This is a genomic window from Sporosarcina sp. FSL K6-3508 (assembly GCF_038615825.1).
Classification (GTDB): Bacteria; Bacillota; Bacilli; order Bacillales_A; family Planococcaceae; genus Sporosarcina; species Sporosarcina newyorkensis.
Map to the genome: position 1 here is coordinate 2,591,932 of NZ_CP152016.1, position 25,655 is coordinate 2,617,586.

26 protein-coding genes are annotated in these 25,655 nt (G+C 39.5%); 9 read left to right on the top strand and 17 right to left on the bottom strand.

The window, feature by feature from the left end:
* Positions 1 to 3 precede the first annotated feature (3 nt).
* Positions 4 to 921 carry a lysozyme inhibitor LprI family protein gene (locus MKX97_RS12900; protein WP_342536133.1) on the top strand — a complete coding sequence of 306 codons (918 nt, stop codon included), beginning with the start codon at positions 4 to 6 and terminating at the stop codon, positions 919 to 921.
* A 349-nt stretch (positions 922 to 1,270) separates the two neighbouring features.
* Here the strand turns inward: MKX97_RS12900 and MKX97_RS12905 are convergent, their stop codons facing one another.
* The 3 genes from MKX97_RS12905 to MKX97_RS12915 form a co-directional block, all read right to left on the bottom strand.
* A complete protein-coding gene (locus MKX97_RS12905; RefSeq protein WP_342536134.1) occupies positions 1,271 to 1,663 on the bottom strand; it encodes a hypothetical protein in 393 nt (130 codons plus the stop codon).
* 352 nt (positions 1,664 to 2,015) lie between these two features.
* Positions 2,016 to 2,186: a hypothetical protein gene (locus tag MKX97_RS12910; RefSeq protein WP_176132562.1), complete on the bottom strand. Its 171-nt coding sequence runs from the start codon at positions 2,184 to 2,186 to the stop codon at positions 2,016 to 2,018.
* A 260-nt stretch (positions 2,187 to 2,446) separates the two neighbouring features.
* Positions 2,447 to 3,613, bottom strand: coding sequence for a DUF3221 domain-containing protein (locus MKX97_RS12915; protein WP_342536135.1), 1,167 nt, complete (start codon positions 3,611 to 3,613; stop codon positions 2,447 to 2,449).
* A gap of 243 nt (positions 3,614 to 3,856) precedes the next feature.
* Between MKX97_RS12915 and MKX97_RS12920 the strand changes: the two genes are divergently transcribed.
* The 3 genes from MKX97_RS12920 to MKX97_RS12930 all read left to right on the top strand — a co-directional run bounded on the left by MKX97_RS12920 (position 3,857) and on the right by MKX97_RS12930 (position 6,069).
* Positions 3,857 to 4,633, top strand: a complete 777-nt coding sequence (locus MKX97_RS12920) for a transporter substrate-binding domain-containing protein (protein ID WP_342536136.1) — start codon at positions 3,857 to 3,859, stop codon at positions 4,631 to 4,633.
* Between the two features lie 63 nt (positions 4,634 to 4,696).
* On the top strand, positions 4,697 to 5,341 hold the full coding sequence (locus MKX97_RS12925; protein WP_342536137.1) for an amino acid ABC transporter permease: 645 nt from the start codon (positions 4,697 to 4,699) through the stop codon (positions 5,339 to 5,341).
* Positions 5,338 to 6,069 (top strand): amino acid ABC transporter ATP-binding protein, encoded by a 732-nt coding sequence (locus tag MKX97_RS12930; protein ID WP_342536138.1) that lies wholly within the window; start codon positions 5,338 to 5,340, stop codon positions 6,067 to 6,069. Before MKX97_RS12925 ends, MKX97_RS12930 begins: the two co-directional genes overlap by 4 nt.
* 198 nt (positions 6,070 to 6,267) lie before the next feature.
* Here the strand turns inward: MKX97_RS12930 and MKX97_RS12935 are convergent, their stop codons facing one another.
* Complete coding sequence (locus MKX97_RS12935; protein ID WP_078817992.1) at positions 6,268 to 6,468, bottom strand: cold-shock protein; 201 nt, start codon at positions 6,466 to 6,468, stop codon at positions 6,268 to 6,270.
* Positions 6,469 to 6,946: 478 nt separating this feature from the next.
* Between MKX97_RS12935 and MKX97_RS12940 the strand changes: the two genes are divergently transcribed.
* Positions 6,947 to 7,192, top strand: coding sequence for a YqhV family protein (locus tag MKX97_RS12940; RefSeq protein WP_078818075.1), 246 nt, complete (start codon positions 6,947 to 6,949; stop codon positions 7,190 to 7,192).
* 287 nt (positions 7,193 to 7,479) lie between these two features.
* Here MKX97_RS12940 and MKX97_RS12945 read toward each other — a convergent pair whose 3' ends face one another.
* The gene (locus MKX97_RS12945; RefSeq protein WP_342536139.1) at positions 7,480 to 8,583 is read right to left on the bottom strand and encodes an S-layer homology domain-containing protein; all 1,104 of its coding nucleotides are present in this window, start codon (positions 8,581 to 8,583) and stop codon (positions 7,480 to 7,482) included.
* A gap of 312 nt (positions 8,584 to 8,895) precedes the next feature.
* Here MKX97_RS12945 and MKX97_RS12950 point away from each other — a divergent pair, with 312 nt between their 5' ends.
* From MKX97_RS12950 to MKX97_RS12960, 3 genes are all read left to right on the top strand, one after another.
* Positions 8,896 to 9,216, top strand: coding sequence for a PadR family transcriptional regulator (locus MKX97_RS12950; protein ID WP_078817990.1), 321 nt, complete (start codon positions 8,896 to 8,898; stop codon positions 9,214 to 9,216).
* A 76-nt stretch (positions 9,217 to 9,292) separates the two neighbouring features.
* Positions 9,293 to 9,859, top strand: coding sequence for a DUF1700 domain-containing protein (locus tag MKX97_RS12955; protein WP_340759879.1), 567 nt, complete (start codon positions 9,293 to 9,295; stop codon positions 9,857 to 9,859).
* Complete coding sequence (locus MKX97_RS12960; RefSeq protein ID WP_221835775.1) at positions 9,846 to 10,700, top strand: DUF4097 family beta strand repeat-containing protein; 855 nt, start codon at positions 9,846 to 9,848, stop codon at positions 10,698 to 10,700. Before MKX97_RS12955 ends, MKX97_RS12960 begins: the two co-directional genes overlap by 14 nt.
* A 935-nt stretch (positions 10,701 to 11,635) precedes the next feature.
* Here MKX97_RS12960 and MKX97_RS12965 read toward each other — a convergent pair.
* From MKX97_RS12965 to MKX97_RS13010, 10 genes are all read right to left on the bottom strand, one after another.
* Positions 11,636 to 12,733, bottom strand: coding sequence for an aminotransferase class V-fold PLP-dependent enzyme (locus MKX97_RS12965; RefSeq protein WP_342536140.1), 1,098 nt, complete (start codon positions 12,731 to 12,733; stop codon positions 11,636 to 11,638).
* Positions 12,734 to 12,762: 29 nt separating this feature from the next.
* Positions 12,763 to 13,968 carry a M20/M25/M40 family metallo-hydrolase gene (locus tag MKX97_RS12970; protein WP_340759884.1) on the bottom strand — a complete coding sequence of 402 codons (1,206 nt, stop codon included), beginning with the start codon at positions 13,966 to 13,968 and terminating at the stop codon, positions 12,763 to 12,765.
* Between the two features lie 21 nt (positions 13,969 to 13,989).
* The gene (locus MKX97_RS12975; protein ID WP_340759886.1) at positions 13,990 to 14,718 is read right to left on the bottom strand and encodes an MBL fold metallo-hydrolase; all 729 of its coding nucleotides are present in this window, start codon (positions 14,716 to 14,718) and stop codon (positions 13,990 to 13,992) included.
* 19 nt (positions 14,719 to 14,737) lie between these two features.
* On the bottom strand, positions 14,738 to 15,742 hold the full coding sequence (locus MKX97_RS12980) for a Gfo/Idh/MocA family oxidoreductase (protein WP_340759888.1): 1,005 nt from the start codon (positions 15,740 to 15,742) through the stop codon (positions 14,738 to 14,740).
* Between the two features lie 21 nt (positions 15,743 to 15,763).
* Positions 15,764 to 17,245, bottom strand: a complete 1,482-nt coding sequence (locus MKX97_RS12985) for a sodium:solute symporter family protein (RefSeq protein WP_342536141.1) — start codon at positions 17,243 to 17,245, stop codon at positions 15,764 to 15,766.
* A gap of 4 nt (positions 17,246 to 17,249) precedes the next feature.
* The gene (locus tag MKX97_RS12990) at positions 17,250 to 17,588 is read right to left on the bottom strand and encodes a hypothetical protein (protein WP_342536142.1); all 339 of its coding nucleotides are present in this window, start codon (positions 17,586 to 17,588) and stop codon (positions 17,250 to 17,252) included.
* Positions 17,589 to 18,221, bottom strand: coding sequence for a bifunctional 4-hydroxy-2-oxoglutarate aldolase/2-dehydro-3-deoxy-phosphogluconate aldolase (locus MKX97_RS12995; protein WP_342536143.1), 633 nt, complete (start codon positions 18,219 to 18,221; stop codon positions 17,589 to 17,591).
* A gap of 33 nt (positions 18,222 to 18,254) precedes the next feature.
* On the bottom strand, positions 18,255 to 19,202 hold the full coding sequence (locus MKX97_RS13000; RefSeq protein WP_342536144.1) for a sugar kinase: 948 nt from the start codon (positions 19,200 to 19,202) through the stop codon (positions 18,255 to 18,257).
* A 10-nt stretch (positions 19,203 to 19,212) separates the two neighbouring features.
* Positions 19,213 to 19,680 carry a RidA family protein gene (locus MKX97_RS13005; RefSeq protein WP_340759899.1) on the bottom strand — a complete coding sequence of 156 codons (468 nt, stop codon included), beginning with the start codon at positions 19,678 to 19,680 and terminating at the stop codon, positions 19,213 to 19,215.
* 153 nt (positions 19,681 to 19,833) lie between these two features.
* Positions 19,834 to 20,601: an IclR family transcriptional regulator gene (locus MKX97_RS13010; RefSeq protein WP_342536145.1), complete on the bottom strand. Its 768-nt coding sequence runs from the start codon at positions 20,599 to 20,601 to the stop codon at positions 19,834 to 19,836.
* A 1,072-nt stretch (positions 20,602 to 21,673) separates the two neighbouring features.
* Here MKX97_RS13010 and MKX97_RS13015 point away from each other — a divergent pair.
* Positions 21,674 to 22,741, top strand: a complete 1,068-nt coding sequence (locus MKX97_RS13015; RefSeq protein WP_342536146.1) for a PTS sugar transporter subunit IIC — start codon at positions 21,674 to 21,676, stop codon at positions 22,739 to 22,741.
* A 344-nt stretch (positions 22,742 to 23,085) separates the two neighbouring features.
* Here MKX97_RS13015 and MKX97_RS13020 read toward each other — a convergent pair whose 3' ends face one another.
* Both MKX97_RS13020 and MKX97_RS13025 read right to left on the bottom strand, forming a co-directional pair.
* Positions 23,086 to 24,414, bottom strand: a complete 1,329-nt coding sequence (locus tag MKX97_RS13020; protein WP_342536147.1) for an MFS transporter — start codon at positions 24,412 to 24,414, stop codon at positions 23,086 to 23,088.
* Positions 24,415 to 24,452: 38 nt separating this feature from the next.
* Positions 24,453 to 25,637 carry an acetyl-CoA C-acetyltransferase gene (locus MKX97_RS13025; protein ID WP_078817983.1) on the bottom strand — a complete coding sequence of 395 codons (1,185 nt, stop codon included), beginning with the start codon at positions 25,635 to 25,637 and terminating at the stop codon, positions 24,453 to 24,455.
* Positions 25,638 to 25,655 lie beyond the last annotated feature (18 nt).

Sequence of the window (25,655 nt, forward strand, 5' to 3'; positions counted from 1 at the left end):
CAGATGAAACGAATCTTTTTATTACTTGCAATTATTTCAGTATTGACCGGCTGCAGTTCTGCATATAAACAGTCTTTTGAAGAAGCAGAGGCTGCATTGGAAAGCGGAGAATATGAAAACGCACTTAAATTATATAACACTGCTCTAGAAGAAAAGCCGGATAGTTCCGAAGCAAAAGAACGGGTTGTTTTATTAAATGAATATGAAGAAGTGAAGGAAAAAATGGAGCTCTTTAATTGGACAGAAGCGGCTGATTTAGCGAACACTTTGCTGAAAAATGAAGATATTGTACCGTCGTTGCAAAACGAAGTGAAGACACTACTTGTAACGATTGAAGAGGAAAAGGAAAAAGAAAAGCAGAACGCAAACGATCTGAAAGTTATCGAAAAGCTGATCAGTAGCGATGAGGTTGAAGAAGCTGCCTCTAAGTTGAGTGAATTAAAAAGCAATATAAAGTCCGATGCGTTGAATAGTGAAATAGATAATTTATATATTGAATTAGGAGCAGCGGAAAAACGTATCGCCGAGAAAGAACGGTTGGAAAAGGAAGCAAAGCAACGAACAGCTGAAGAGAAAAATTTGAAAAATAAATACATGCAACAAGCACAAGAGCTTGAGCACAGAATAGCAAAAGAAGCGAGCGACCTATACGCAAATAATCCACCACCCGGTTTCTTTGGTCAATACTACAATGAATGGGATGATTTGCTGAACGAAGTGTGGGGCGTGTTGAAAAATACTGCATCAAAAGAGGAATTTAAAGAGATTAAGGCAGATCAAATATGGTGGGTGAACAATAAAGAAAAAGGCTTTGCTGAAATGCCAGATGAAACAGCTTCCGCCAGAGCCGCCGGAATGGATTATCTCGCCAATCTGACGGAAGATCGGACTTTTTATTTGATTGGGAATCATATGAAGTGATGGTATTGATAGATTGGAAGCTGCCGTGCCCGCGTACAACTTCATAGCAATCCTAGACTCAACCATATGGCGCCCGTTTGGTGCGGTTCTAACCAACTTTCGCTCGGTACCAGCTTAGTTTGGTGCGTTCCGAAACGGCATTCGTTCGCTTCTTTGCAATTTTAGTGCGGACCGACCAGACTTCCGCTCGGTCCGCAATGTTTTTAAGAACGCTTTTCCCGCAAGGGTGCCTGACTCCCGCCCCCATCTGCATGCTTCTTGCGGATTGTGACAGGACCCGGCATCTATAGAAGTAACTTTGAATTATTTGAAGTTTGTATGAAGATCAGGTACTTAGGATGAAAAGGATTTACTTATCAAATAACGCTTCAATCAGGTCTTCAATATACTCTGCAGCTTGTACTTCCGACGCTTGAATGGCTTCCAGTTCCCCATTTGCCATCGTTTCTATACTGAACTTTCGGGTCTTTTCCTCTACACAGCTGACATAGTTCTCATAGACATATTTGAGTTCGTTACCTTCTTTTTCAAACGCATTTGGGATTTCCAGATTGTCCATGTCAGCCAAAATCTGCTTGAAGTCTTTCACTTTCACCAGCCATTGTTCTTTCATGGATGAAATGTCTGGATTTTGCTTGAGAATGAATTCTTCAGATATCCCTTCATATTCCTCGGACGCTATAATTAACCGTTCGTGTAATTTAATGATTTGTTGTAGATAATCTTTTCTGCTGATTGACATCGTATCATCTCCTATCACGATTATACATAATTGTGTCTTCATCGTGAACCTTTAAATTATGCGCTCAAACACAATCTTCATTATTATAAATCATGCTTGCTCTTATGATTTAAGCTTCGAGGAATCCACATTTCGTTTTCGGAATACCTTTATTCCTACTGCACGAGCTATCATCTACTTCCGCGCTTAACAACATATCGAGTCGATATGATAGCGAATTGTGTTCCGTACTCTTTCTGAATCCAATCGATCTGGCTCAAGCAAGGCGTGGAGTGTGAACCCCCTCCCGAACTCCAACGTCGAGGATAGGCAGCTCATCTTTCCGGTAGTCCACATGTACAATGAACGCGAACTAGACTTCCATCTGGGCTCGGGTTTTTTCATTCAACGGGACAATCTCATAAAATGGCGACAACATCTTTCTTGTAACTGCTTCAATCCGGCCTGTAGCCCTTTCCTGCACGGGCGTCACTGCATAGACAAGCAAGTCGTCTTGGCGAATAATAATGGCGGAGCGCTCCAAGCGAGAGCCCCGCCACTTCCGCGATATTCCGTATTGTCACCGTTTCACTCTCCTACTTCATCTGACCGCAATTGGAAAAGGCAAAAAGACATACGTAAAAAGGCTATCTACTGCGGATCGGCTTTTTACTAACTAATTTGTGATGAGTTTCGGACTATCTGTGCAGGCAACTATTCCGCTTGTTTGTACATTCACGTTCAATCAAGCAATCATGTTTTTTTACTCAGGTACTTCAATCCATACACAGACATCTTCAATTATCAACCTTCCACCTCCACCCTACTGTCATCGCTTATTTCCAGTATCCATACCTTGCGATTCCCATCATACTGCACTTCGGTAATTACATTAAAATTAAAAAATTCCTTCTTTTTCTCTTTAATTGCTTTCGCCACGGCTTGCGATTCGGAAAGTGTTGCGTCGGCAGGTTTATAATCAGGCAGGATTTCTACAAACTTCGCTGTTCCCTGTGCCGGATACGACTCCGCAATTCCGCCTGTTGCCTCCACTTTCACACGTTGGCCGACCGTCAGCAGATCAGCTTCAGGAAATGAATAGTTGGTGGCACCTTCCGTACCGCCTGAGACGAAAATACTGCCTTCCGACACGCCCATGATGAATCCGCCATCTTTGACAGGTGTTTCAGTCATTATCTGATTCGGCTTAATAATAGCTGATTCTCCGGGTTCCGCGACTATGTTCCCCTCTTGCTTGAAGTGGAACGTATAATCCAAAAACTGCTCCTCTAGCTCTTTTTGTTGCTCGGGCTTTAGGAAATCATGTCCTATTTCAACAACTCCTGTTATCGTATTGACCGATAATGCGAATGATCCGCGCTCTTGCTTCATCTCTTTCAGCACTTCTGCCACTTCATCCTGCATCGTATACAGTTCATGCTGGGTATGCGAGCTCCTGAAAATATAAATCGGTTTAGCCAAAATTTTGCCCTCGTCCACTATCGGCTGCAAGAGATCAATGACTTGCTGTACACGCTCATCGGGATCCTTCACGCCGATCCAAATGCCTGATTGAGCAGCACCGTCTGCTTGATTTTCAATAAAGAGAACGCCCTCTTTTTCAAAACCTTCATTGCCCCCATACACTTCTTCCACAACTTCGATTGCAATCGGCACTTCAATCGCCTGCACGGCCATATCTTCTTCCAATTCCTTCGATGGTTCGCCAAAAAATCCAGCTTTATAGTCCGGATTATCAATTTGTTCGGCCACCGCCTTCTCCCGGAGCGGAAAATCCTTTACGCTCTGCTCTAATTCTGCGATGATTTCACGCCCATCTACTTTCTTCACCGTCTGCCATCCTTCTTGATTAGCAGAGCTGTTTTGCTCAGTACTATCCAATCCTGCCGTCCCGCATCCGCCTATCAAAAAAGCGGCACCTATAAGGACAAAAAAGATTCTCTTTTTCATACCACTCCCTCCAATCTATTCCAGTAGACGGATAAGCTGGTGAATGGTTACAACAGACAGGACCGCTATTGAGTTCCAGACCCTCACTGTACTGATTTCATTTCTGTGACCCGCATCGCAAAAAGGTGCCAAAAGTAATTTACCACACTACATTTGTAATATTACGCGCAGTCTAAAAATATACTACTATCGATATACGTTTTCACTTAATTTACAAAATATATGTTTAGGGGAGCTGAGAGAATGAAGAAGTTCATTTTAATAATGGTTTTATCGATCATCTCAATTTTATTAGTAGCATGTGGAGGAAGTGACGATAAAACTTCTTCGGAAAAAGAAAATGTAGAAGACAAAACGTATGTTGTAGGTGTTGATAACACATACCCTCCCTTTGAATTTGAAGCAGATGGAGAATTAGTCGGTATTGACATTGACTTGATTAATGCCATTGCAGAAGATCAGGGTTTCAAAATCAAAATCGAGCAAATGGACTTTTCAGGAATAATACCATCGATGCAAGCCGGTGAATTGGACATTGGTATGGGCGGGATGAGTATCACGGATGAACGTAAAGAAACAGTCGATTTTTCCGATCCTTATTTCGAGGCCGGAATTTCTCTTGTAATCGCTGATAATAATACAGAAATCAATAGTCTCGAAGATTTAGCCGGAAAAAAAGTAGTTATAAAAAATGGCACAGTCAGCGCAAAGTTTGCTGAAGAGAATAAAGACAAATATAACTATGAAATTGTCCAAGTGAATGATAGCACGTCAATGTTCCAGGAAGTGACGAATGGAACAGTTGATGCTTTAATGGAGGATTATCCTGTAATTAGTTATGCGATTGCAGTGAGTGATCTGAAATTTAAAATTGTAGGTGACCGCTTAACTGGAGACAACTATGGCATCTCCGTCTTAAAAGGCAAAAACGATGAGTTATTGGAAATGATTGATAAGGGATTAACAAACTTAAAAGAGAACGGTAAGTATGATGAGATTTTAAATGAATATTTAGATTAATTCTCATGAAAATTAAGTGCGATATGTTTCGCACTTAATTTTTTTCAAAGGAGGCAAATGTGAGTGGAAGTTATAATGAAATCACTTCCGTATTTATTTGATGGGCTTCAAGTGACACTCAAGGTATTTGTCATTGCTATTATAATTGGATTTTTTCTCGGTTTAATTGTTGCATTGCTGAGATTATCTCCGTTTTTCATACTACGTTGGATTGCTAAATTCTTTGTAGATGCGATAAGAGGAACGCCAATCTTAGTGCAACTATTTTTTATTTATTTTGGATTAAACACGTTAGAATTCATTTCCTTAGATCGAATGAATGCAGGTATATTAACAATTGCCATCAATGCGGGCGCTTATTATGCCGAAATCATGAGAGCCGGCATCCAGTCCATTGATCGCGGACAAGACGAAGCGGCACGATCCCTTGGATTAACCAACATACAAAGCATGAAATTCGTCATTTTACCACAAGCTTTCAGAAGAATGTTACCTACTTTCACCAATCAGGCCATCATTAGTTTGAAAGATACATCTTTATTGTCCGTTATAGGGATTGCCGATTTAACTCAACGCGGACAAGTGCAAATTGCGGCTACCTTCAAGGCGTTTGAAATCTGGATTGTTGTCGGCGTTCTATACTTTATCATTATTTATTTATTGTCCTTACTTTCGAGCTTTTTGGAAAGGAGATTTAAACTTTCATGACGATGATTCAAGTAAGAAAATTAATGAAGAGTTTTGGAGAGAATCATGTGCTTAAAGATATTTCGATCGACATCGCTGAAAAAGAGGTAGTGTGTATCATTGGGGCTTCGGGTTCAGGAAAGAGTACCTTTCTAAGATGTTTAAATCGTTTAGAGGATATTACATCTGGCCATGTGCTCATTCAAAATGTAGATATTACTAGTAAAAAAACAAATATTAATAAAGTGCGGCAAGAAGTCGGAATGGTGTTCCAGCATTTCAACCTATTTCCCCATAAGTCAGTAATTGAAAACATCATTCTCGGTCCAATGAAAGCAAGAGGAGTTCCCAAAATTGAAGCAGAGCAACAGGCACGTGAACTACTTGGAAAAGTCGGATTGAGTGAGAAAGAAAAGGTCTATCCCGCTTCCCTTTCGGGCGGACAAAAACAACGAGTCGCCATCGCCCGGTCGCTAGCAATGAATCCAAAGATTATGCTATTTGACGAACCAACTTCAGCACTCGACCCAGAAATGGTTGGAGAAGTATTGCAAGTCATGAAGCAATTAGCGAAAGAAGGAATGACGATGGTCGTCGTTACTCACGAAATGGGGTTCGCCAAGGAAGTTGCAGATCGTGTAATCTATATTGACGAGGGGTTAATTGTAGAAGAAAATGAACCCTTACAATTATTTAACAATCCGCAAAATGAACGGACAAAAGCATTTTTAAGTAAGGTTTTGGTATAACAACAGAACGGATGACATTTGAAATGCATGCCTAGGCATGAAACAACTCTGTTTGTTTATAAATTCACTTTTCCCCAAACAATTATGAAGGCTTTTCCCGAAGGCTAACGGCCGAAGTGACATAGTTAACTACTTATAAAAACAAATTTAAGGACATAAAAAAAAGACCCTACATGTAGGGCCTTTTTAAAGCTATTATTAAGCTTTTTGAACGTTTGTAGCTTGTAAGCCACGTTGTCCTTGTTCAATTTCAAATGTTACACTTTGACCTTCGTCTAAAGATTTGAAACCTTCGCTTTGGATAGCTGAGAAATGTACGAATACGTCCTCTCCTGCTTCACGCTCGATAAATCCAAAACCTTTTTCTGCATTAAACCACTTAACGTTACCTTGTTCCATTGTTGTTGCCTCCTAGTGCGGATATCCACACAATATGTTACTATCCTTGCTCAAATGTCTTAGACGAAAAACAAAATATATTCTCGGTTGAAAGAAGAACAAAAATAATTCTTCTTAAGAATAACATGTATGTGATAAAATAGCAAATAGTATGTTTTTTTTCTAATGTACCTATTACACCTTCCTTGTAACTTGGATAAAGTAACTGGTCCCCCATCTCCAATTCAAAGTCTATCCCTTGATGTAAACGAACCTGTTTCATTTCCACTGAATTAGACAAATTTCCAGCCTGAACTTCCGCTTCAAAATCATTGACCGTACCAGCTTTTGAACATGCTCATGAAGATGTCCAAATTTTAAATTCAAACCCAATGTCACTGTGAGATTATGATGATAAAGAGCAATGTGCCCACATACACTTAGGTAAGTTTTATCTAATACGGAAGGGGTTCATAATGTGATCGAAACATCTCTCCTTATGATTATTTTGCTACGGATTTTCTCAGGAAGCATAGATATTACGGCTGCCTTTTTTATGTACAAGTTCAATGATTTAGAGAAAGCCTTTTACATCAACACGTTACTGGCGCTCGTCGGTCCTACCGTACTGATCATCACAACGGGAATCGCCTTATTCGGCCTGACGGAGAAAATTTCATTGACCCGGATGGTTTGCCTGTTTTCCGGAATTGTTCTCATTCTAATCAGCTTGAAATCTGAATAAACCATGTTAATGTGTGAGACATAATTCAATATCAGATCCGAGTTGAAGTTGAAGTTGAAGTTGAAGTGCATGACGTACAGACTTTATTTTTAGCAGGTTTGCAGAAAAAGCAATCTGTCGTTTGATCAATCCTTGCTTCACCCCAACAGTTGTAAAGTTTATTCAAACGAACATGAGTGTTTTTGCACTTCATCCTTACCTGAAGAAGCGTTGCAGGGAGTTTTATGCGCAGATAACTCCAGCCAAAAAGAGAACCGGCTGCATGCGGTTCCCTGCTCATTCTTATTTTATTCCCATTGCGTCCGGTGCCTCTGTAATCCTTCCTCACCATAGAGGGCACGCACAAAGTCTTCTTCTGCACGTTTTGTCCGGATATTCATGGCAAATTTTTGCTCACATACAGCGCAATTAAAGAAATCCGGATCTCCTATCGCTTTTAATGTAAAAAATTCTTCTTTGATTTTTGAAAAATCCCCTTGCAGCCATCCGTCCAAAATCGCTTCCAGCTCAGAGCCATTCTTTACAAAACGCTTGAGATAAAGAATATTTTCTTTCGCCATTTGTCCAAGTGAATGGCCTGCCATGTACATCTGAACTGTCGCCCACCCATCTTTCGTAGGTTCTGTAATCAGATAATCGGATGGGTCGTGTGTAATTTTCTGCTCAAGCATACCAAGCATCGTTAAAGCCATTAAATTGGGCTCTCTCAGTTCCTGCTCAGTAATCCTCGCAAACTGTCCGCGGATTTTCTGCGCCGGTTCATTCGGATCAACAGGATCGTTCATATGCAGCAGACGATGCAGAAATACGGCATAATGTACTCTGGTAACCGGTCGGTCAGGACTGAACGTTCCGAAATCACCTGTTGTGATGCCATTCGAATAAAGCGCCTTAATATACTTGCTCGCAGGATGGGTTCTCGGCACATCCACGAAATCCAAATCCACTTTCACTTTTAGATCAAACGCCGCGGTCAACACCTTCGCCATCTCTGCACGGGTGATTGGTTGATTCGGATAAAAATTGCCTTTTGCGTCCGGTTCAAAAATCCCTGCTTGCTGCAATTTTTTTATATCATAAAAAAAAGTATTCTTTGTAGATACATCCTTAAATGGAACAAACTTTTCGACGACAGGCAAGTTCACTGTACGGTTAACGAGCGCAGCCGCATGTTTTCGGGAGATAACCTCACTCGGCCTGAATTCCCCATTAGCATAACCACTGATAATTTGCTGATCGCGCATTTCATGAATGATCTCAAGATACGGACTGTTTTTGGATACATCCTTAAACGGACTAACCACTTCTGCTTCTGCCTGTATCGGTACCAAGATGGTAGGAACAGCAACTGTTGCGGCTAATATAAGATGGAATAGCTTGTTTTTATTCATTGGGATCCCTCCTACTTTTACTATGTAAGTATCGTATAGACGGAGTTTTTCAGTAATAGTTTCATGTTGTGAAAACTTTTTTGACACAACAAAAGATCTGCGAAAACCAAACATGTTTTTATGGATAAATGATACTTACAGAAAAAGATAACTCCCTTTTTGATTAGTTCAGAATTTATGTTAACAGACATTCATATACTTTCTTAATCGGTACCTTGCTATGAACAATACCATATGATATATTACTGTTACCAAGTACTTAGCAAAAGACAGTACTATTCATTGATCACTAGCGGAAGGAGATTAATTGGAATGAATGTACAATTCAAAAAAGGTGTCCTAAATTTATGTGTGCTTGTCTTACTTGATAAGCAGGATCGCTATGGTTATGAGCTTGTGCAGAAGATTTCGGATCAAATTTCCATTTCGGAAGGATCGGTTTACCCCCTGCTCCGTCGTTTAACGAAGGAAGGCTATTTTACGACGTATTTACAAGAATCGTCAGAAGGCCCTCCTCGCAAATATTACAAATTGACAGATGCAGGTCGTGCGTATCTTCATGAACAATTGGCCGAGTGGCGGACTTTCACGGATGGAGTGAATGCATTAATCAAGGAGGGTGTACAGGAATGACTGAAAACTGGAGAATGAACGGATTTCAATCATATGACCATAGTCGGTTAGCAAACGAAAAGAAAGGAGTAGTAAAATGAATAAGAAAAAATTTTTTACTCATCTAAAGAATAATTTAACAAAACTCCCACACGAAGAACGACAAGAAATTTTGCAGGACTACGAAGAATACTTTGCAATTGGGCAGTTAGACGGAAAATCTGAAGAGCAAATTGCAACCTCCCTTGGTTCTCCAAAAACAATAGGAAAAGAGTTATCTGCTGCGTACCACCTTGAAAAAGCAGAAACAACCGGCAGCACGGGAAATCTATTGCGAGCTATATGGGCAGTTATTGGTTTAGGTTTCTTTAACCTGATTATTGTACTTGGACCATTTATCGCATTGGTCGCCTTGATTGTGTCTGGTTGGGTCACAGGCATTGGATTCACTGCGGCACCTCTTCTTATTTTGCTAAACCCCATTCTAGCTCCTGGTACATTTGAGTTGTTCGACTTATTTAACTCACTCGCCTTGTGCGGACTCGGTCTCTTTATCTCAATCGGAATGTTATACGCCACGAAGTACTTTATGAATGGGTTTATACGCTATATGAAATTTAATGGGAAACTCGTCAAAGGGGGCTTAACGCATGTTGAACATTAAAGGACTATCGATAATTGCTTCTCTTCTTCTGCTAGTTGGTATCGTAGGGAGTCTCATCACCTATCAGCTTATCCAAAAGCCAAAGGCGGTTACCCAGGAATTCACTATTCAAGATGATAACTTTACAAGCATCGATATCAACGCCGATGACGGTCAAGTTGAACTAGTTCCAACAGACGGATCAAAGGCTTTTATCGAAGCTTCGGGACACGATATAAAGAACGATGTATCCGCTATGGTAAAGGATTCTAGTTTGGTCATTGTACTTAAAAAGAAGAAACAGAAGCTGATCTCAGTCAATTTCGGGTTAAAGCCAACTATCCTGAAAGTACACATACCTCACAAGGATTATGACTCGCTACGAATTCAAAGCGATAATGGAACCGTTGACGTGAGAGACGTAAACGCAGATTATATGACGTTGGAATCAGATAACGGAAAAGTAAAAGCGACAAGTTTAACAAATACTACACTCAAGGTACAATCAAATAATGGTCTGATTGCGCTTAAAGACACGTCAGCCGATTCGATTTCAGTTCGCTCGGATAACGGAAAGACGAAGCTGGAAGACGTAAAAGGGAAACTTACTGTACAAGCGAATAACGGGCGAATTGAGGTAAAGACAGATTCACTCGATGACCCAACTGAATTGATTACAGACAATGGACGCATCGATATTCAAACGGCAAACACGCCTACAAATGCGACAATCATTGCAGAAGCCGCTAATGGGAATAGCACGATTTTCAATGAAAAAAAATCACATGCTGTATTTGGAAAAGGTGAAATCCCTATCAATCTTTCTTCGAAAAATGGAAATATCACAGTGGGAAAACGTTAAAAAACATGTGTAAGGTACCTGTGCATGAAACTATTACGTTCGATAAAACTTTTGCGTTTAATCAAACAATCATGAATGTTTGCCACACAGGTACCTTGAATTTGACGTAATACTCATAATGAACCGATAAATTAAACACTTCTACCATTGCACACTCAAAACAACATCATTAATGAGTCATTTCAGACTCATTAAAGAAAGAGTATTATTTAAAAATGATTCAATAGCCCCCGGAAATTTATGTAGAAGATATTGTGCTATAGGCACTCACTCATTGAAGTGTTCATGTACATGAAATTTTTGCGTTTATTTAAACACTCATGGATGTTTGTCAAATAGGTATCCTTGACTCTAACATTACCTACCCTTGCTTGTATCATTGCAAATTCTCTCTATCATCTATGAAACAAATAAATGCTTCTGATCCTAAAGCCATCCACTTCGTTTTAAAAGCCGCAGCTTATACAAGGTGAACGCCTTCAGCACAGAAGCATTAGTTATATAGGTTTTTAATCGCAAAACCATCCTGGATAGTCCGCAAATAGTTCTTAATGATCCGGCATCATAGACCCGCTCACCCGCACATTAATAATAGCGCCAAGCGCCGTGATATTTTCTTCTTCATTTGATTATCTCTAGACAGCCTTAACAGTAGCTGCAGTGTATAGACGGAGATTGTAAAGTAAGTTTCAAAATTTATAGGGATAATTTTCGGGAAGGAAACTAAGCTTGGAGCATTAATACAGTGAAATAGGAAAGTAACAGGTCCAAACACAAATTCAGAACAATTCAGAATCGCTTTGAAGCTATTATAAAACTTAGGATCCTTCAATAACTGTTGTTTATTAAACAGCGAACAGACAACTTTTCAGTATAGTTACCTGTTCACTAGGATATATACAAATCCGAATTTTTTGTAGACCTGGCACACAAATTTACAAATGATTCAGAAATCTATCAATTTCCTCTTCTGTATTATAAAAATGAGGCGAAACCCGTATCCCCGATCTAAAGTTAACTTTAAAATTATTTCTTTCAAAGGTTTCTATTCCTCTTCCTGAGAATAATGTAATTCCAGATTCATTAGAAGTTGGAGATAACAAGGTTAGACTTGGAATAGCATCGATTCCTTTTCTTAATCGCTGAGTTAATCTGGCTACCCTATGATAAATTTCCTTTTGCATAGGTTGTAGTAAACTTAATGTTTCATTCACACCTGAAATAGCAGAAAAATTCATATTACCAGTCTCGTACCGTCTTGCACTTTTGCTTAGGAGGTATTCTACCCTCTCATATTCAAAGGGATTTTCCATACTTGCCCACCCTATCCAAGGCATCTTTAATTTATCCATTGATTTTTCATTAATATAGACAAATGAAACTCCATCAGGACCCATTGCCCATTTGTAAAATCCGCTTACCAAAAGATCAACATAACATTTCGCTAGATCTAACTCAGTCATAGCAAATCCCTGAATTGCGTCAACTACAAAAAAGATATTATTCTCTTTACAGTATCTCCCTAGCGTCTGAATATCAATTTTATTACCATTAGTTGCACTAACCCAACTAACACTGATGACTTTTGTTCTTTCTGTTACCATAGCGATTATATGTTCCGCGGTCAATTCATTATTCTCAAAAGGCACAATCTTTGTTTTGACTCCTTTTTCTTTTAATGCCAACCAAGGATATATGTTCGCGGGGAATTCTTTATCGGGAATTATTACCTCATCCCCATCTGTGAGTTCTAAACCTTGTGAAGCTACATTGATTCCAGCAGTGGTATTCCATAAGTAGGTAATTTCTTCAGGCTTCGCATTAATCCAATTTGCAATAAACTTACGAGTTTCTTCAACTACACCCCACCAGGCTGGGAAATTGGAACCTTTTATCTGTCTCTCTATGTGGAAGTTTTGAATGCGATTTACGACTGTATTATGCAATGCCCCCATGGCTGCATTATCTAAATAAATTTTTTCGCTTAGAAGTGGAATCTCTTTTCTAAACTTTTCAATTTCTTGTTTATTCATTTACACTCAACTACTTTCCATAAATAAGATTATTCATCACTATTACTACTCCAATGACCTGATTTATGAATCTCTGTAAAGATAAATGAGTACATGTTAATAGCCTGTACCATTTGTTCGGCTGCTATCCACTCGTCTTCTGTATGAGCTTCCTGAATACTTCCTGGACCAAACACCACTGTAGGGATCCCCTTAGGTTGAATTTTGCTTGCATCGCACCCGAACTGTAAGCCACTATATTCAATGTTCGGATTTAGTTTTTTTAGAACCTCGGTTAAAGCTAATAATTCCTTTGTATTTAAATTATTTTCTAACGGAGGATCGATAAGATACGGCTCATTCCAAATGATATCTTCCCAGAGATTAGGGCTTATAGCTTTTTGGACTCTTTCTTTAATATCTTCTATTGCATCCTGCCAATTTTCCTGGGGATTTAGTCGACGATCAATATGTATCGAACAATTACTAGGAATGATATTTACCTGCTCTCCTCCGGAAATTAAGGTAATACTTAATGAACTCTTTCCACATAGTGGATGACAATTATTTTCAACACTTGGTTTTACATGTTCCTTAATTATGGTAATAATATCCGTCATTTTCTCAATCGCATTATCACCTTCCCACGGTGTAGAAGAATGAGCACTCTTCCCATTAACCTCTAACACAAAGCGCACGCTTCCTTTATGATAAGTTCCAAACTGCAGTGATGTTGGCTCTCCAACTATTGCTAAGTCAGCTTCAACAGATTTTTCCATCAAGAAGTCTACACCACGATGTCTATGCTCTTCGTCTACTACAGCAACTAAAAGTACATTTAGAGGCAAAACTCCATTATTCTCAGCTAAAGCTTTACGCAGGCCAATGACCATGGCTGTAAGCTGTCCCTTAGCATCGCATGCGCCTCTTCCATACCATTTATCACCACTACTGGTTAACTCAAATGGTTCAACTGACATGCCTTGTATATCTACCGTATCTAAATGTGTTTCTAATAAAATGGTTGGAAATTCATTGCCACCTATATAAGAAGCATAATAATTAAACCGATCAGGTAATACCTCTTCTTTCCACGTTGTAAATTCCGGCAAGTATTCTTGAAGATAAGAAGCAAATTTCACGCCTACTTCCTTTTCACCGTAGTTTTCACTAAAATTAGTGGATTCACCTGGATTAATACTTGGTATCTCGACGAGCAATTTTAATAAACGAAATGCCTCTTTTTCCCAATTCATTACCCAATCATCCTAACTTATTTAAAATGTAGTAGGCATAAAGACTTTACTTAACTGATCTATCGCTTTTTGAATGTGTGCCTGACCATTCTCGAGTAAAAATAAACGATGTCCAGAGAACAATGCGTTCACTTCCAACCCACTCAGCTTTCCAATATCTTTTCGGTAACAGGCCAAATCAGACCCTGGGGCATTTAACAAACCTAAATCACCATTGTTGAAAACAAAATCACTTGCAAACAAAGTATTTTTTTCTTTTGTTTTCATATAAAAACAATACATACCAGGGCTATGACCACGTACATGAATTGGAATAAGTTCTACATCGCCACATTTTATAATATCATCTTCACTCATTAAATAGTCGGGTTCAAAATAGCTGAATTCATAACCTTCTGGATAGCCCCCAGAACTAATAGCGAGCCTTAGAGCTTCTTCTACTTCTTCGTTGCATGTTGTCATCCAATTGTATTCTTCTTTCGACAGCCAAACTTCTTTCCCTTCACTTTGAAAGAATTTACTTCCGCCACTATGATCGGCGTGGGAGTGTGTACATATCACCCGTGTGACTTTATTCCATGGTACATACTTCTCTACGTTTTTTTTAATTTTCTCTGACTCGATTCCAACCCCTGCATCAATTAAAACAGCATCACTACCCCCATCGATCAAGTACACATGACAATCATATTGATTGGTTAAACCGATTTCACCGCTACCTACTAAATAAACATTATCTGTTAACTTCATGGTCACAACCCCTGTATAGCTATAGATTTTCCCAGATAATTTCTCTTTGTTCCTTAGCTGATTTAATTAAAGCGTCACAAATTTTGACCCCTAAAACTGCTTCCTCCATGGTTGTAATTGGTTTCAGCTGAGGATTTTGAATCAAACTAATAAAGTGTTCTAATTCATTCCGTAATGCTCCATAAAACTCCCCATGAATAGCTGTACTCAATTGAATATCTGGTCTTGATAATCTTCCCTTAGTCATCATAGATAAAGTGTCTCCGGGAAACCGATAACTTAAATGGCCGCCCTCGTACATTACTTCAAATTCAACATCTAAGTATTGACCATATTCATTTGGTAAGCACCACTGAGTTTCCAAAGAACAAATAGATCCATCTTCCATCTCAATTAATCCAAAGAAAATTCCAGGCATATTTATGTCTTCTACAATCTTTTTCTCCATTGCATAAATTCGCTTAGGAGATACTTTTGTATTCCAAATTAATTGGTCAATGTCATGTGAGAGTGCCATAAAAACTGGATGTGTACGAGAGTGCAAAGAAAAACGTTGAAAGGGAACATTTCTTTTAAAACGTAACGATAAAATTCTTGAAGTTAGATTTTCTAAACCGTCTTTTATAGTGGCATATCCCGGGTCAAAACGCAGCATATGACCCGGGATGATAACTAGATTGCTTTTCTTGCTCAACTCTAATAATCTTTCAGCGGTTAAAACATCAGTTGTAATAGGTTTTTCAATTAATACATGTTTTCCGTTTGAAACAGCTTCATTTACTAGTGGTTCATGACTGACCTCATCAGTTGCGATAACTACAGCATCTAATTTTTCGCTTTGTAATAGTTCTGTTGAGCTCGTATATGTTTTTTCATCAGGTATGCAAAATTCTTCTTTCACTTTTCTTAGTCTTTCTATATTACGATCACATATACCAAATAATTCAACCCCCTTTAAAGATTGAATGGTACGCACATGCTCTATTCCGAAATCTCCTATGCCTATAATCCCAATATTAATCAAGAAGACCACTCCGTCAAATTATTATTCTTTAATTTCTTTCATTTTCATCTTTTTAAAGAACTCTTCTATTTTTTCTTCATGTTTATTTGTCGTTTTTATTAGCAAGCTTAAGATTATGCCTGTTATAAGTGTCATTAGCGTACTTGTTGCAGTTGTTGCAGCTAAGCCTTGTATTCCACCCACACCCATTACTGATACTAAAAGCCCGCTAAGCGCGCCGACAAGGATGGAGATAACCGCAGCTGTTGCTTTCATTCTTTTCCAAAAGATAGCTAGACATACAATTACAAAAATCGGCATATCAGTTACGGCAATTACATTTAAAATTGCATCTACGGCGCCACCCAATAGTGGTACTATCATCGCCCAAATTGTACCAATCACTGCGAGAATTATTGTAGCTATTCTGGAAGTTTTCAAATAATGTGCTGCATTTTTATTTGGCTTCCACTTTCGATAAAAGTCTTCAGTAAAAAGAGACGAAGAAGCGCATAAAGCAGAGTCAGCTGTTGAAATACCAGCGGACAAAAGTGCGGCAAAAAATATTCCAAGCATTCCAACAGGCAATAATTCAATATATACCTGTGGGCCAACCATATCTGGATCAAGGCTGGCTACTAACTGATCAGGAAGAATGCTATGTGCAGCCAGTCCAGGCAGAATTTCTAAAATTGCTATTGGAATCGAAACTATTGCCGCTAAGATTAACCCCCACTTTGCCACATTTACAGACTTAGCAGCAAGTCCACGTTGCATGACAAATTGACTGGTAATAAAATAAGGAAAACCTAAAAGAGTAATCGCTATGATCCACGGCCATCCATTTGCACTTTCGGAAGAAGGTACCCATTCAATTAAATTATCCGGAACCGAATTAACGACGCCACTCCATCCACCAAGTTGTGAGAAAATATAAGCCCCGCCAATAAACAATCCAGCAAACATAAATAAAAACTGAATCGAGTCCGTAATTACTACCGAGCGAAGTCCACCCAAATATGTATAAATTACTACAATGATAGCAATTAATAAAATCATCCAGTGGATTTCAATACCGAAGACTAAACCTGTTATTACAGCAGCAGCATATACTGTAACTCCATATCTATTTAAAGTATCTGCTAAAATCCAAATTACACTAATTAACCCTCTTACTCTGCCATCATACCGATCTTCAAATATTTCCGACATTGTATTATATCTCAATTTTCTATAGATAGGTACAAACACTACTGCCGCCAAAACACATGCCATCGCATTAAGCGCAATCCAACTAACAGAAACTCCAGCATTATATACCAATCCAGGTTTTCCTACTAAACTCCAGGTTGAAAAATTGGTAGCGCCAAATGTAGCCGCTAACATAAAAGGACCAAAGGTTCTGCCTGCAACTGAGAAATCTTCAAAGCTGTCAACCCCCCTAGATACCCACCATCCAATGAAAAGGGTCAAAATAACATACAAAATAATAATAACAATATCTAAAGCAGCTATATGGTTCATCTAATCATCTCCTTCCAGCTCTCTCTATTTCCTCGTCAGGCACCATAAATGCCAACATCTCATTTCGTATAACTGCTATAACCCCACCAATAATCCACAATAAATATCCTCCCATAACGTATGGAGTCACGGTATGAGATGAAAATTGCGTTCTTAGTACGAGAGCAATCACAAAGATCACCATACTTAAAACCATTAGCCCCATTCCAATACGGCCTTTCGTGACAGGACTTTTTTCTCTTTCAAAGAGTATTTTTCCTTTCAACTCAAAATAAGGGCCAATACTTAGTAATAGTGCAAAGAAAACAATTGAGCCAAGTATTAAAACGCTTACAAAATCCATTTACTTGCCCTCCTTTTCTTGTAATACTTTTTTATAGATATTTAGCTGTTCTAATACTGCTCTTCGGTCTCTATTCGTAATCCATTCCTCTTCAAGTAAGCTGCTACCTATTCCAACCCCAGCAGCACCAGCATCTAGGAATTCTTTTAGATTATCCGATCCTACCCCGCCAACCGCTAACAACTTGACCTTATTTAAGGAAGCTAACACATCTTTAATGTAAGAAGATCCTAATTGCCGAATTGGAAAGATCTTAATTACATCAATTCCCAATTCACTAGCATACTGTATTTCAGTAGGTGTTAGTGCACCAGGAATATACGGTATATCTAATTCCTTTGCTGTGTTTGCTACTTGCTTAGAAATATTTGGGCTTAAAAAGAAACTTGCACCTAAGTCTCTAGCGTCATATGCCATTTGGCTTGATAGCACTGTTCCAGCACCAATTGTCATTTGGTTTCCAAACTCTTGACAAAGCCTTTCAAGTACCGTGTAACTATCCGCTTGGTTTAAAGATACTTCCAACACGTTAAAATTCGATTGATGTAAGCATTCGGTAAGGAAGAGTGCATCCTCTACATTCATTCCTCTTAAGATTGGAACAATTTTGTATTCACTAATCGTCGATAACACAGTATCATCCCTTCCAATTTTCAGTTAAATTTTTCATCGTATAGTTCCGTGAGCACCTTCTAGAAAACGAGTGAGTTCTTGTTTTGTAGGCAACCCATCTGTGTCTCCCTTAGAACTTACAACAAATGCTGCACATGCATGACCCATCCTTACAGAGTCCTCATGACTTTCCTTTTGCAAGTAGCCATGAAGAAAACCAGCTGCAAATGCATCGCCTGCTCCAATCTCATCAACAACATGCTTTACTTCGAACGAAGGTACAAAAACGGATGTGCCATTTTCAAAGATCCAGGCACCATTTTCTCCATCCTTCATGATTGTAAGAGGGATACCCCAATCGCTTAAACAACGCTCTATATCTTGTCGCTTTTCTAATTTGGACAGAATCTTCATTTCATTTTTACCCGGAAGAAAAATATCACATTGCTTAGCGATAGGAATTAAAACTTCTCTCGCTTGGTCAATGCCCCAAAGTTTCAGTCGAATATTGGGATCAAAACTAATTAAGGCCCCATATTCCTTAGCCAAATCAATAACTTTAAATACCAATTCGCTGCAACTCTTGCTTAGTGATGGAGTTATGCCTGTTATATGAATTAATTTAGCCTCCTTTACCCAATCGACACATATGTCTTCTACAGACATTCGGGAAGCTGCAGATTTTTCACGGTAATAAGTTACTTCAGTATCTAATAGTTCTTTTTTTTGCTTAAACATCATTCCCGTAGAGTGCTCGGTATCAATAATAACGTCACTTGTGTCTATACCATGAGCATTTAATTCATACAAGATTTTTCTGCCAAAGGGATCCTGCCCTACTCTACTAAACCATTTAACTTTGTTTCCCAATCGAGCTAAAGCAATTGAGACATTTGATTCAGCTCCGGCAACAGAAGCAAATACTTCATCATGCTGAATGATTGATTGATTATTTTCTGTACTAAAGGAAACCATTGTTTCGCCAAACGTGAATACATTCATAATGAAACTCCTATTCCTCTAGTTCTAAAATTGTTTCAATTTCTACCGGGGTATTAAATGGTAACTCGTTTGCAGATAAAGCAGATCTAGCATGTCTCCCTCTTTCCCCGAAGATTTCTTCTAAAAGTTCAGATGCACCATTAATGACATAAGGTTGCTCAACGAACCCCTCTGCGGAGTTAACAAAGCCAAGAAGTTTGACAAAATCTTTGATCTTATCCAAATCTCCTATCACACTTTTTACCACTGCTAACGTGTTGATCATTGCTTGTCTTGAAGCCTCATAACCTTGTTCAATTGTTAAGTCTGAACCTACTTTTCCTTCATAAATAAGAACTCCATCTTTTCGACAATCCTGACCTGATATATACAAGAATTTATCACCAAACTTTTTAGCAGGCACATAAACAGCCGCTGGTTTTGGTGCTTCAGGCAGTTCAATTCCTAACTCGGCCAATCTTTTCTCAATCTTCGACATATTAACTCCTCCTAGTTCCTTATTAAGGAACATCGTTTCATAAGTTGATTATTTTTTTGTCGTTCCTTTAAAAGGAACGACGTTTCACTAAATCACCTTATACAAAGTATACGACCAAACTAAAAAAAAAGTCAATTCAAAATTTATATTTTTCTAAATTTCTCCGTTTAAATGCAAAGAAATTGCTTTTGCTGTTTTAAGCACTTCCGTCGCCATATCATCCAACTTTTCCTCACTCACCCGCATGATTGGACCTGCAACACTAATTCCAGCAATTACTTCTCCCTTGTAATTCAGAATTGGAGCAGCCGCGCATTTGATGCCCAATTCATGTTCTTCGTCATCTATCGAGTACCCTTTTTTTCGGATCAAGTCTAAGTGTATTAAAAGATTTTCTTTATCTACAATCGTATTCGGAGTGAATCTTTCTAATACTTCTTCCTCAACGATTCTTAAAATCTCTTGTTGTGGTAAAAACGCAAGGATCGCTTTCCCGACACCTGTACAATGCATCGGTGCACGTTTACCAATATTAGAAAACATCCGAATCGTTGCGGAGCTTTCAATTTTATCAATATAAACGATTTCTGCCTGTTCTTTAATAACCAAATGGGCTGTTTCACCCGTATTCTCCGCCAATTGACGAAGATAACTAGAAGCAATATGTCGTATATCGATATTGTCAGAAACTGTTTGTCCGAACTCAACCAATTTAAAACCAAGCATATACTTTTGTGTTTCGGGATCTTGTCGTACAAACCCTTGCTTGTATAATGACATTAATAACCGATGCGCTGTACTTTTAGACACTCTTAATTCAGATGATAATTCAGTAACGCCTAATCCTTTTGGAGTGTATTTAAGTTTTTCTAAAATCAATAATGCTCGATCAACTGATTGAACAGATCCTACCTCTTTCATAATTTAGCACCCCTTCAAGTTCCTTATTAAGGAACTCTATTCTATCATTTAATTATACTTAAGCTCGATAATAAAACAAGAGTTTAAATTTTAGTTCTGATACAAGGAGAATGTATGAATTTATAAGTATAATGAGATTCTTACACAATACTTTTAACAAACGAATGAATTTCTTAATTTCAGGTCTTAGGAAATTATCAGTTCTGCACACAAAATAAGAATAATTTAGTATTACAATTAATTCACGCGATGACCTGTTACCTCTTACTTAAGAGTGAGGAGCTATCTCTCTGCCCTTCTTTGCAGTATGAAAGCAGCTTCCACTTTATAGTTTCTGCTCGGGTTTTGTTCTTACATGGACCGAGCTTGCGCCCTATCAACTGCGCGCTTTTTACGCGCCGCTTCGCAATCTTTCTCACCTTCTTGTATAGTGCAAATGTAAAGTTCGTCATGATCTTCAACGTTTTCTTTCATCCCAACTTCCATTCGAATAAATTCTTCAAACGTATGGACAGATTTTGGTTCTACGAAACGTTATGCGACATATCAACCCTTTCCTTTTTAAATCTAAATACATAGAATGCTTTTTTCTGGCTCATACGAGCAACCCTTCGTCATTAAATGCTTATATTGACGTGCAAGAGAAATAAAATGCGTATAGTGATTGTTTATACTAAAAGAAACTCCTTTAATAAGTATGTACATTCACGAGGTACATAGTGAAGGGTATCAGATCCTATCTCAAACTAAGTGTAATTCAGAACTGTCTTGAAGTCGTTTGAGAACCTGGACTCAAGTTAATTCATGTACCTAAATCATTACCTGATAGGTTGGCTCTAAAAATGAGCTTCTTATGCTATTTTCTCTGCAAACAGTAAAATTATAATTTGGAGACCTCCCCCTCATTTCTATGACGAAAGACCTCACGTCCACTAAAAACCTATTGAAAACATACGTAATTGGCGTTATGATTTATTCGTTACTTAAATAAATATAAAATTCCAGAAAGAAATAATCTAATCTTTCTGTCAAATAAGAATGTATACAAATTAGTTAAAGAGGCGATTACATCATGGAGATTATTAAAGGCACCGTGCTTTTACTAATTGTTTTAGCTTGTTTTACACTTTTCAGTTATAAAGCTCCTAGAGGGATGAAAGCGATGGGGGCATTGGCAAGTGCGGCGATTGCTACATTTTTGGTTGAGGCATTTCAGCGCTATGTCGGCGGTGACTTATTAAATATTGCATTTCTAGGCGAAGTTGGTGACGCGGCGGGTAGTATGGGCGGTGTCGCAGCTGCTTCCCTTGTAGCACTGGCCATGGGCGTTTCTCCTGTATATGCTTTAATGATGGGAGCTTCAAGTGCAGGTCTTGGGCTCTTGCCAGGATTTATCGCGGGATATCTCATGTCTTTTGTAGTGAAAAAAATTGAAACTAAAGTACCTGATGGCCTCGATTTGATTGTGACCATCATCCTTGCCGCGCCGCTCGTTCGGCTACTTGGGGTATGGGCTGATCCGATAGTCGATGCCACCTTGCTTAATATTGGCGGCATTATTACACAATCGACAGATGCAAACCCGATTATAATGGGAATTATTTTAGGTGGCGTCATTACGGTTGTCGCTACAGCACCGCTAAGTTCTATGGCTTTAACCGCGATGCTCGGATTGACAGGTGTTCCAATGGCAATCGGTGCACTAGCGGTGTTCGGCTCTTCCTTTATGAACTATGTCTTTTTCCATCGCATGAAATTCGGTGATCGAAAAACGACCATCTCTGTTGCGATTGAACCGTTATCACAAGTAGACATTATTTCTGCCAATCCGATTCCGGTCTATGTGACAAACTTCCTAGGCGGCGCGTCAGCTGGTATCATCATCGCATTATCAGGACTGATTAATAACGCAACAGGCACAGCAACGCCAATTGCAGGATTTGCGGTTATGTATGGATTTAACGACCCGGTAAAAGTAACTCTCATCGCGCTTCTATGCGCAGGTGTTGGTGCCCTCTGGGGTTATATAGGATCGCTGATGTTTAAAAACTTCAAAATTCGGCGCGTACATGAGCTTAATATAGCGGATGAAAAGATTGATGAGGCAAAGAAGGAAAAAAAGGTTGTTGCTTTAACATGAGGAGACGGGGGATAGGCCCCTGTCTTCTTTTTTCAGTTATCGAGAGCAATGTGCCTGCCCCTTTTCTTCAGGGAGTGCCAACCGTCCATCCGTAATATGTAGTTGTGTCTACTATTTTATTACTTTAAATCAGAAAGACGAGTAAAAATAATTGAAAGAAGACCAGGTACTTTTGACAACTGCTCGGCACACTAAAAAAGCTGAAACCTTTGTCGAAAGGATTCAGCCACCTGCTTTTATTCGTCTCCTCTTGATGATCTGAAAGTTTTGTTCTTCCTATATGTCTTAATATTCCAGTGCTCATTTCTTGCCCACATTTAATAGAAAGAAAGCAAAATTCTTATTCAAGCTTCCGGAACCCCTCTTGTTTCTGCCTGAACTCCCGAAATCGTTATTCCCTCTTTCTTTGACACTAATTTCAATGTCATCAACGTAATAATACCGATTGCCAAAAGTGCAGAGAGCACAAACATTCCTGACGTAAGATCTAACATGCCGAGAATCATAGGTCCTACAAATCCGCCTAATGCAGCGAACGAATTTACAATTGCAATGCCTACCGGTGCAGTGGATTCGCTGAAAAAGAATGTCATATATGCAAAGAAACACCCTGTAAATCCATATAGTCCAGCGGAAGTAATCGCCAGCATGAGGACGACCGTTGAAACGCTTTCAGATAAACCGCAGCCGATGAACCCAAAAATCCCAATGATGAAACATACTAGTAAGTGTGTTTTATACGAATTGGTTCTATCCGCATTCCAGCCGACAAATAGAATCACAGGTATTCCGACGAACGCCGGAATCATCGCTAGCCAGCCGATTTCCATATTGGTCGTGCCAGCGGCTGATAAAGATTTAATGATAGTCGGCAGCCAGAATGATAGCCCGTAAACTGCGGTATAACCAGTAAAATAGAGGAGTGACAGTTTCCAGACCTTTGAATCTTTCAGCATATCTATCTTAGAAACTTTGTTCACTTGAGCGCTTTGCAAACGTTCTGCGTTCAGTTCTCCTTCCAGCCACTCTTTTTCTTCATCTGTCAGCCATTTGGCATTTGAGGGCTTATTTGTTAGATAAAACACAACAACAATTCCTAGAATAATAGCAGGCAAACCTTCTAAAATAAACATCCATCTCCAACCCAACATACCATACCAACTGATATTATCGAGAATCCATGTCGACACTGGAGCGCCGATCAGTCCACCAATCGGCAATGCCAATAAAAGGACAGCGGTTGCTTTTCCCCGTTCCCGCGCTCTGAACCAATACGTCAAATATAAAATAATGCCGGGGAAAAATCCTGCTTCTGCGACGCCCAATAGAAAACGCGCCATATACAAGTGAGTCGTCCCTTGAACAAACCCCGTCAGAATGACAACAATTCCCCATGTGATCATAATCCGGGCAATCCACATCTGCGCCCCTACTTTATTCATAATCATATTGCTCGGCACTTCAAAAAAGAAGTATCCAATAAAGAAAATGCCTGAAAGCAGACCGAAAACTTCTGCAGTCAATGCTAGTTCAGCATTCATTTGTAAGGCGGCATAACCTAAATTCACTCTGTCTAAATAAGCAATTATATACAACAGCAAGATAAAAGGAAGAATGCGCATCATCGTTTTCCTGACTGTCTTCTTCTCGATCTCTTTCATAGTAGGGGTCATTCATTCTCCTCCTCTGCAGGTCTTTTCCTGCAATCCATTTATTGAATCGCTGCATTCTCCAATAACACAGCAATCCCTTGTCCGCCGCCAATGCATAGGCTCGCAATCCCGTATTTCACACCGTGTTTCTGCATTTCTAGCGCAAGTGAATACGTAACGCGCGTACCGCTCGCACCAACTGGATGTCCAAGCGCTATCGCGCCTCCGTTCACATTGACTTTTTCCTGAACAAGTCCGAGTTCTTCTATGACACCTAATGACTGTGCGGCGAAAGCTTCGTTTAGTTCAAACAAATCGATATCATCTAATGTCAAATTGGCTTTTTTTAATACTTTGCGAATTGCCGGAGCCGGACCCATTCCCATCAATGCCGGGTCTACGCCAGCTGTTGCGTAGGCAGCAATTTTGGCTAGCGGCCGTAACTGGTGCTCTTTTAAAAAGTCTTCTGACACGAGCACAACAGCCGCGGCACCGTCGTTAATACCACTTGCATTTCCTGCTGTGACAGATCCATCTTCCTTAAACGCCGGTCCTAACTTCGCCAAAGTTTCCAGCGAAGTCTCTTCGCGGATATGTTCGTCCTGCGAAACTTCCACCGTACCTTTGCGTGTTTTCACCGCTACTGGCACAATTTCTTCTGCAAAACGACCTGAACGTCGCGCTTCTGCTGCACGTTCATGTGAAATGCGGGCAAATTCATCTTGTCTTTCACGTGAAATCTTGTATTTTTCTGCAATATTTTCCGCCGTCATGCCCATTCCGCAGCCTGCCACTTCATCGTACAACGTCGCCCACAGCATATCTTCCACAACCGGCGCTTTAGCAGGAGAACCGAAACGTGTGCCACGCAGTACTTGAGGGGCTTGGCTCATATTTTCTGTGCCACCGGCCACTGTCGCCTCCGCGTTTCCAAGTTCGATTTCTTGAGCTGCTGTAATAATTGACTGCAATCCTGAGCCGCACAGCCGATTCACCATAAGTGCAGTACTTTCTTCGGACATCCCGCTTTTCAAGCCGATATGGCGGGCTAAATACGCCGAAGATTTCGTCGTTTGAATAATATTGCCGAGGACGATTTCATCTATTTGTTCTGCTTCTACTCCTGAACGCTTCAATGCTTCCTTCACGACTGCAACGCCAAGATCAATATCTGTTGTATTGACAAACGCACCGCCGAAACTTCCGAATGCGGTTCTGCTGCCGTTGACGATATAAACTGACATAAACAATTCCTCCTTCTA

What these genes read in the sequence shown, in the direction of transcription:
- MKX97_RS12940 (WP_078818075.1), top strand. Translation starts at nt 6,947, where the DNA reads ATGATTATTTTGCTACGGATTTTCTCAGGAAGCATAGATATTACGGCT.
- MKX97_RS12950 (WP_078817990.1), top strand. Translation starts at nt 8,896, where the DNA reads ATGAATGTACAATTCAAAAAAGGTGTCCTAAATTTATGTGTGCTTGTC.
- MKX97_RS12945 (WP_342536139.1), bottom strand. Translation starts at nt 8,583, where the DNA reads ATGAATAAAAACAAGCTATTCCATCTTATATTAGCCGCAACAGTTGCT.
- MKX97_RS12970 (WP_340759884.1), bottom strand. Translation starts at nt 13,968, where the DNA reads ATGAATTGGGAAAAAGAGGCATTTCGTTTATTAAAATTGCTCGTCGAG.
- MKX97_RS12900 (WP_342536133.1), top strand. Translation starts at nt 4, where the DNA reads ATGAAACGAATCTTTTTATTACTTGCAATTATTTCAGTATTGACCGGC.
- MKX97_RS12955 (WP_340759879.1), top strand. Translation starts at nt 9,293, where the DNA reads ATGAATAAGAAAAAATTTTTTACTCATCTAAAGAATAATTTAACAAAA.
- MKX97_RS12920 (WP_342536136.1), top strand. Translation starts at nt 3,857, where the DNA reads ATGAAGAAGTTCATTTTAATAATGGTTTTATCGATCATCTCAATTTTA.
- MKX97_RS13000 (WP_342536144.1), bottom strand. Translation starts at nt 19,202, where the DNA reads ATGAATGTATTCACGTTTGGCGAAACAATGGTTTCCTTTAGTACAGAA.
- MKX97_RS13015 (WP_342536146.1), top strand. Translation starts at nt 21,674, where the DNA reads ATGGAGATTATTAAAGGCACCGTGCTTTTACTAATTGTTTTAGCTTGT.
- MKX97_RS12930 (WP_342536138.1), top strand. Translation starts at nt 5,338, where the DNA reads ATGACGATGATTCAAGTAAGAAAATTAATGAAGAGTTTTGGAGAGAAT.
- MKX97_RS13010 (WP_342536145.1), bottom strand. Translation starts at nt 20,601, where the DNA reads ATGAAAGAGGTAGGATCTGTTCAATCAGTTGATCGAGCATTATTGATT.
- MKX97_RS13005 (WP_340759899.1), bottom strand. Translation starts at nt 19,680, where the DNA reads ATGTCGAAGATTGAGAAAAGATTGGCCGAGTTAGGAATTGAACTGCCT.
- MKX97_RS12905 (WP_342536134.1), bottom strand. Translation starts at nt 1,663, where the DNA reads ATGTCAATCAGCAGAAAAGATTATCTACAACAAATCATTAAATTACAC.
- MKX97_RS12990 (WP_342536142.1), bottom strand. Translation starts at nt 17,588, where the DNA reads ATGGATTTTGTAAGCGTTTTAATACTTGGCTCAATTGTTTTCTTTGCA.
- MKX97_RS12975 (WP_340759886.1), bottom strand. Translation starts at nt 14,718, where the DNA reads ATGAAGTTAACAGATAATGTTTATTTAGTAGGTAGCGGTGAAATCGGT.
- MKX97_RS12935 (WP_078817992.1), bottom strand. Translation starts at nt 6,468, where the DNA reads ATGGAACAAGGTAACGTTAAGTGGTTTAATGCAGAAAAAGGTTTTGGA.
- MKX97_RS12915 (WP_342536135.1), bottom strand. Translation starts at nt 3,613, where the DNA reads ATGAAAAAGAGAATCTTTTTTGTCCTTATAGGTGCCGCTTTTTTGATA.
- MKX97_RS12960 (WP_221835775.1), top strand. Translation starts at nt 9,846, where the DNA reads ATGTTGAACATTAAAGGACTATCGATAATTGCTTCTCTTCTTCTGCTA.
- MKX97_RS12985 (WP_342536141.1), bottom strand. Translation starts at nt 17,245, where the DNA reads ATGAACCATATAGCTGCTTTAGATATTGTTATTATTATTTTGTATGTT.
- MKX97_RS12965 (WP_342536140.1), bottom strand. Translation starts at nt 12,733, where the DNA reads ATGAATAAACAAGAAATTGAAAAGTTTAGAAAAGAGATTCCACTTCTA.
- MKX97_RS13025 (WP_078817983.1), bottom strand. Translation starts at nt 25,637, where the DNA reads ATGTCAGTTTATATCGTCAACGGCAGCAGAACCGCATTCGGAAGTTTC.
- MKX97_RS13020 (WP_342536147.1), bottom strand. Translation starts at nt 24,414, where the DNA reads ATGACCCCTACTATGAAAGAGATCGAGAAGAAGACAGTCAGGAAAACG.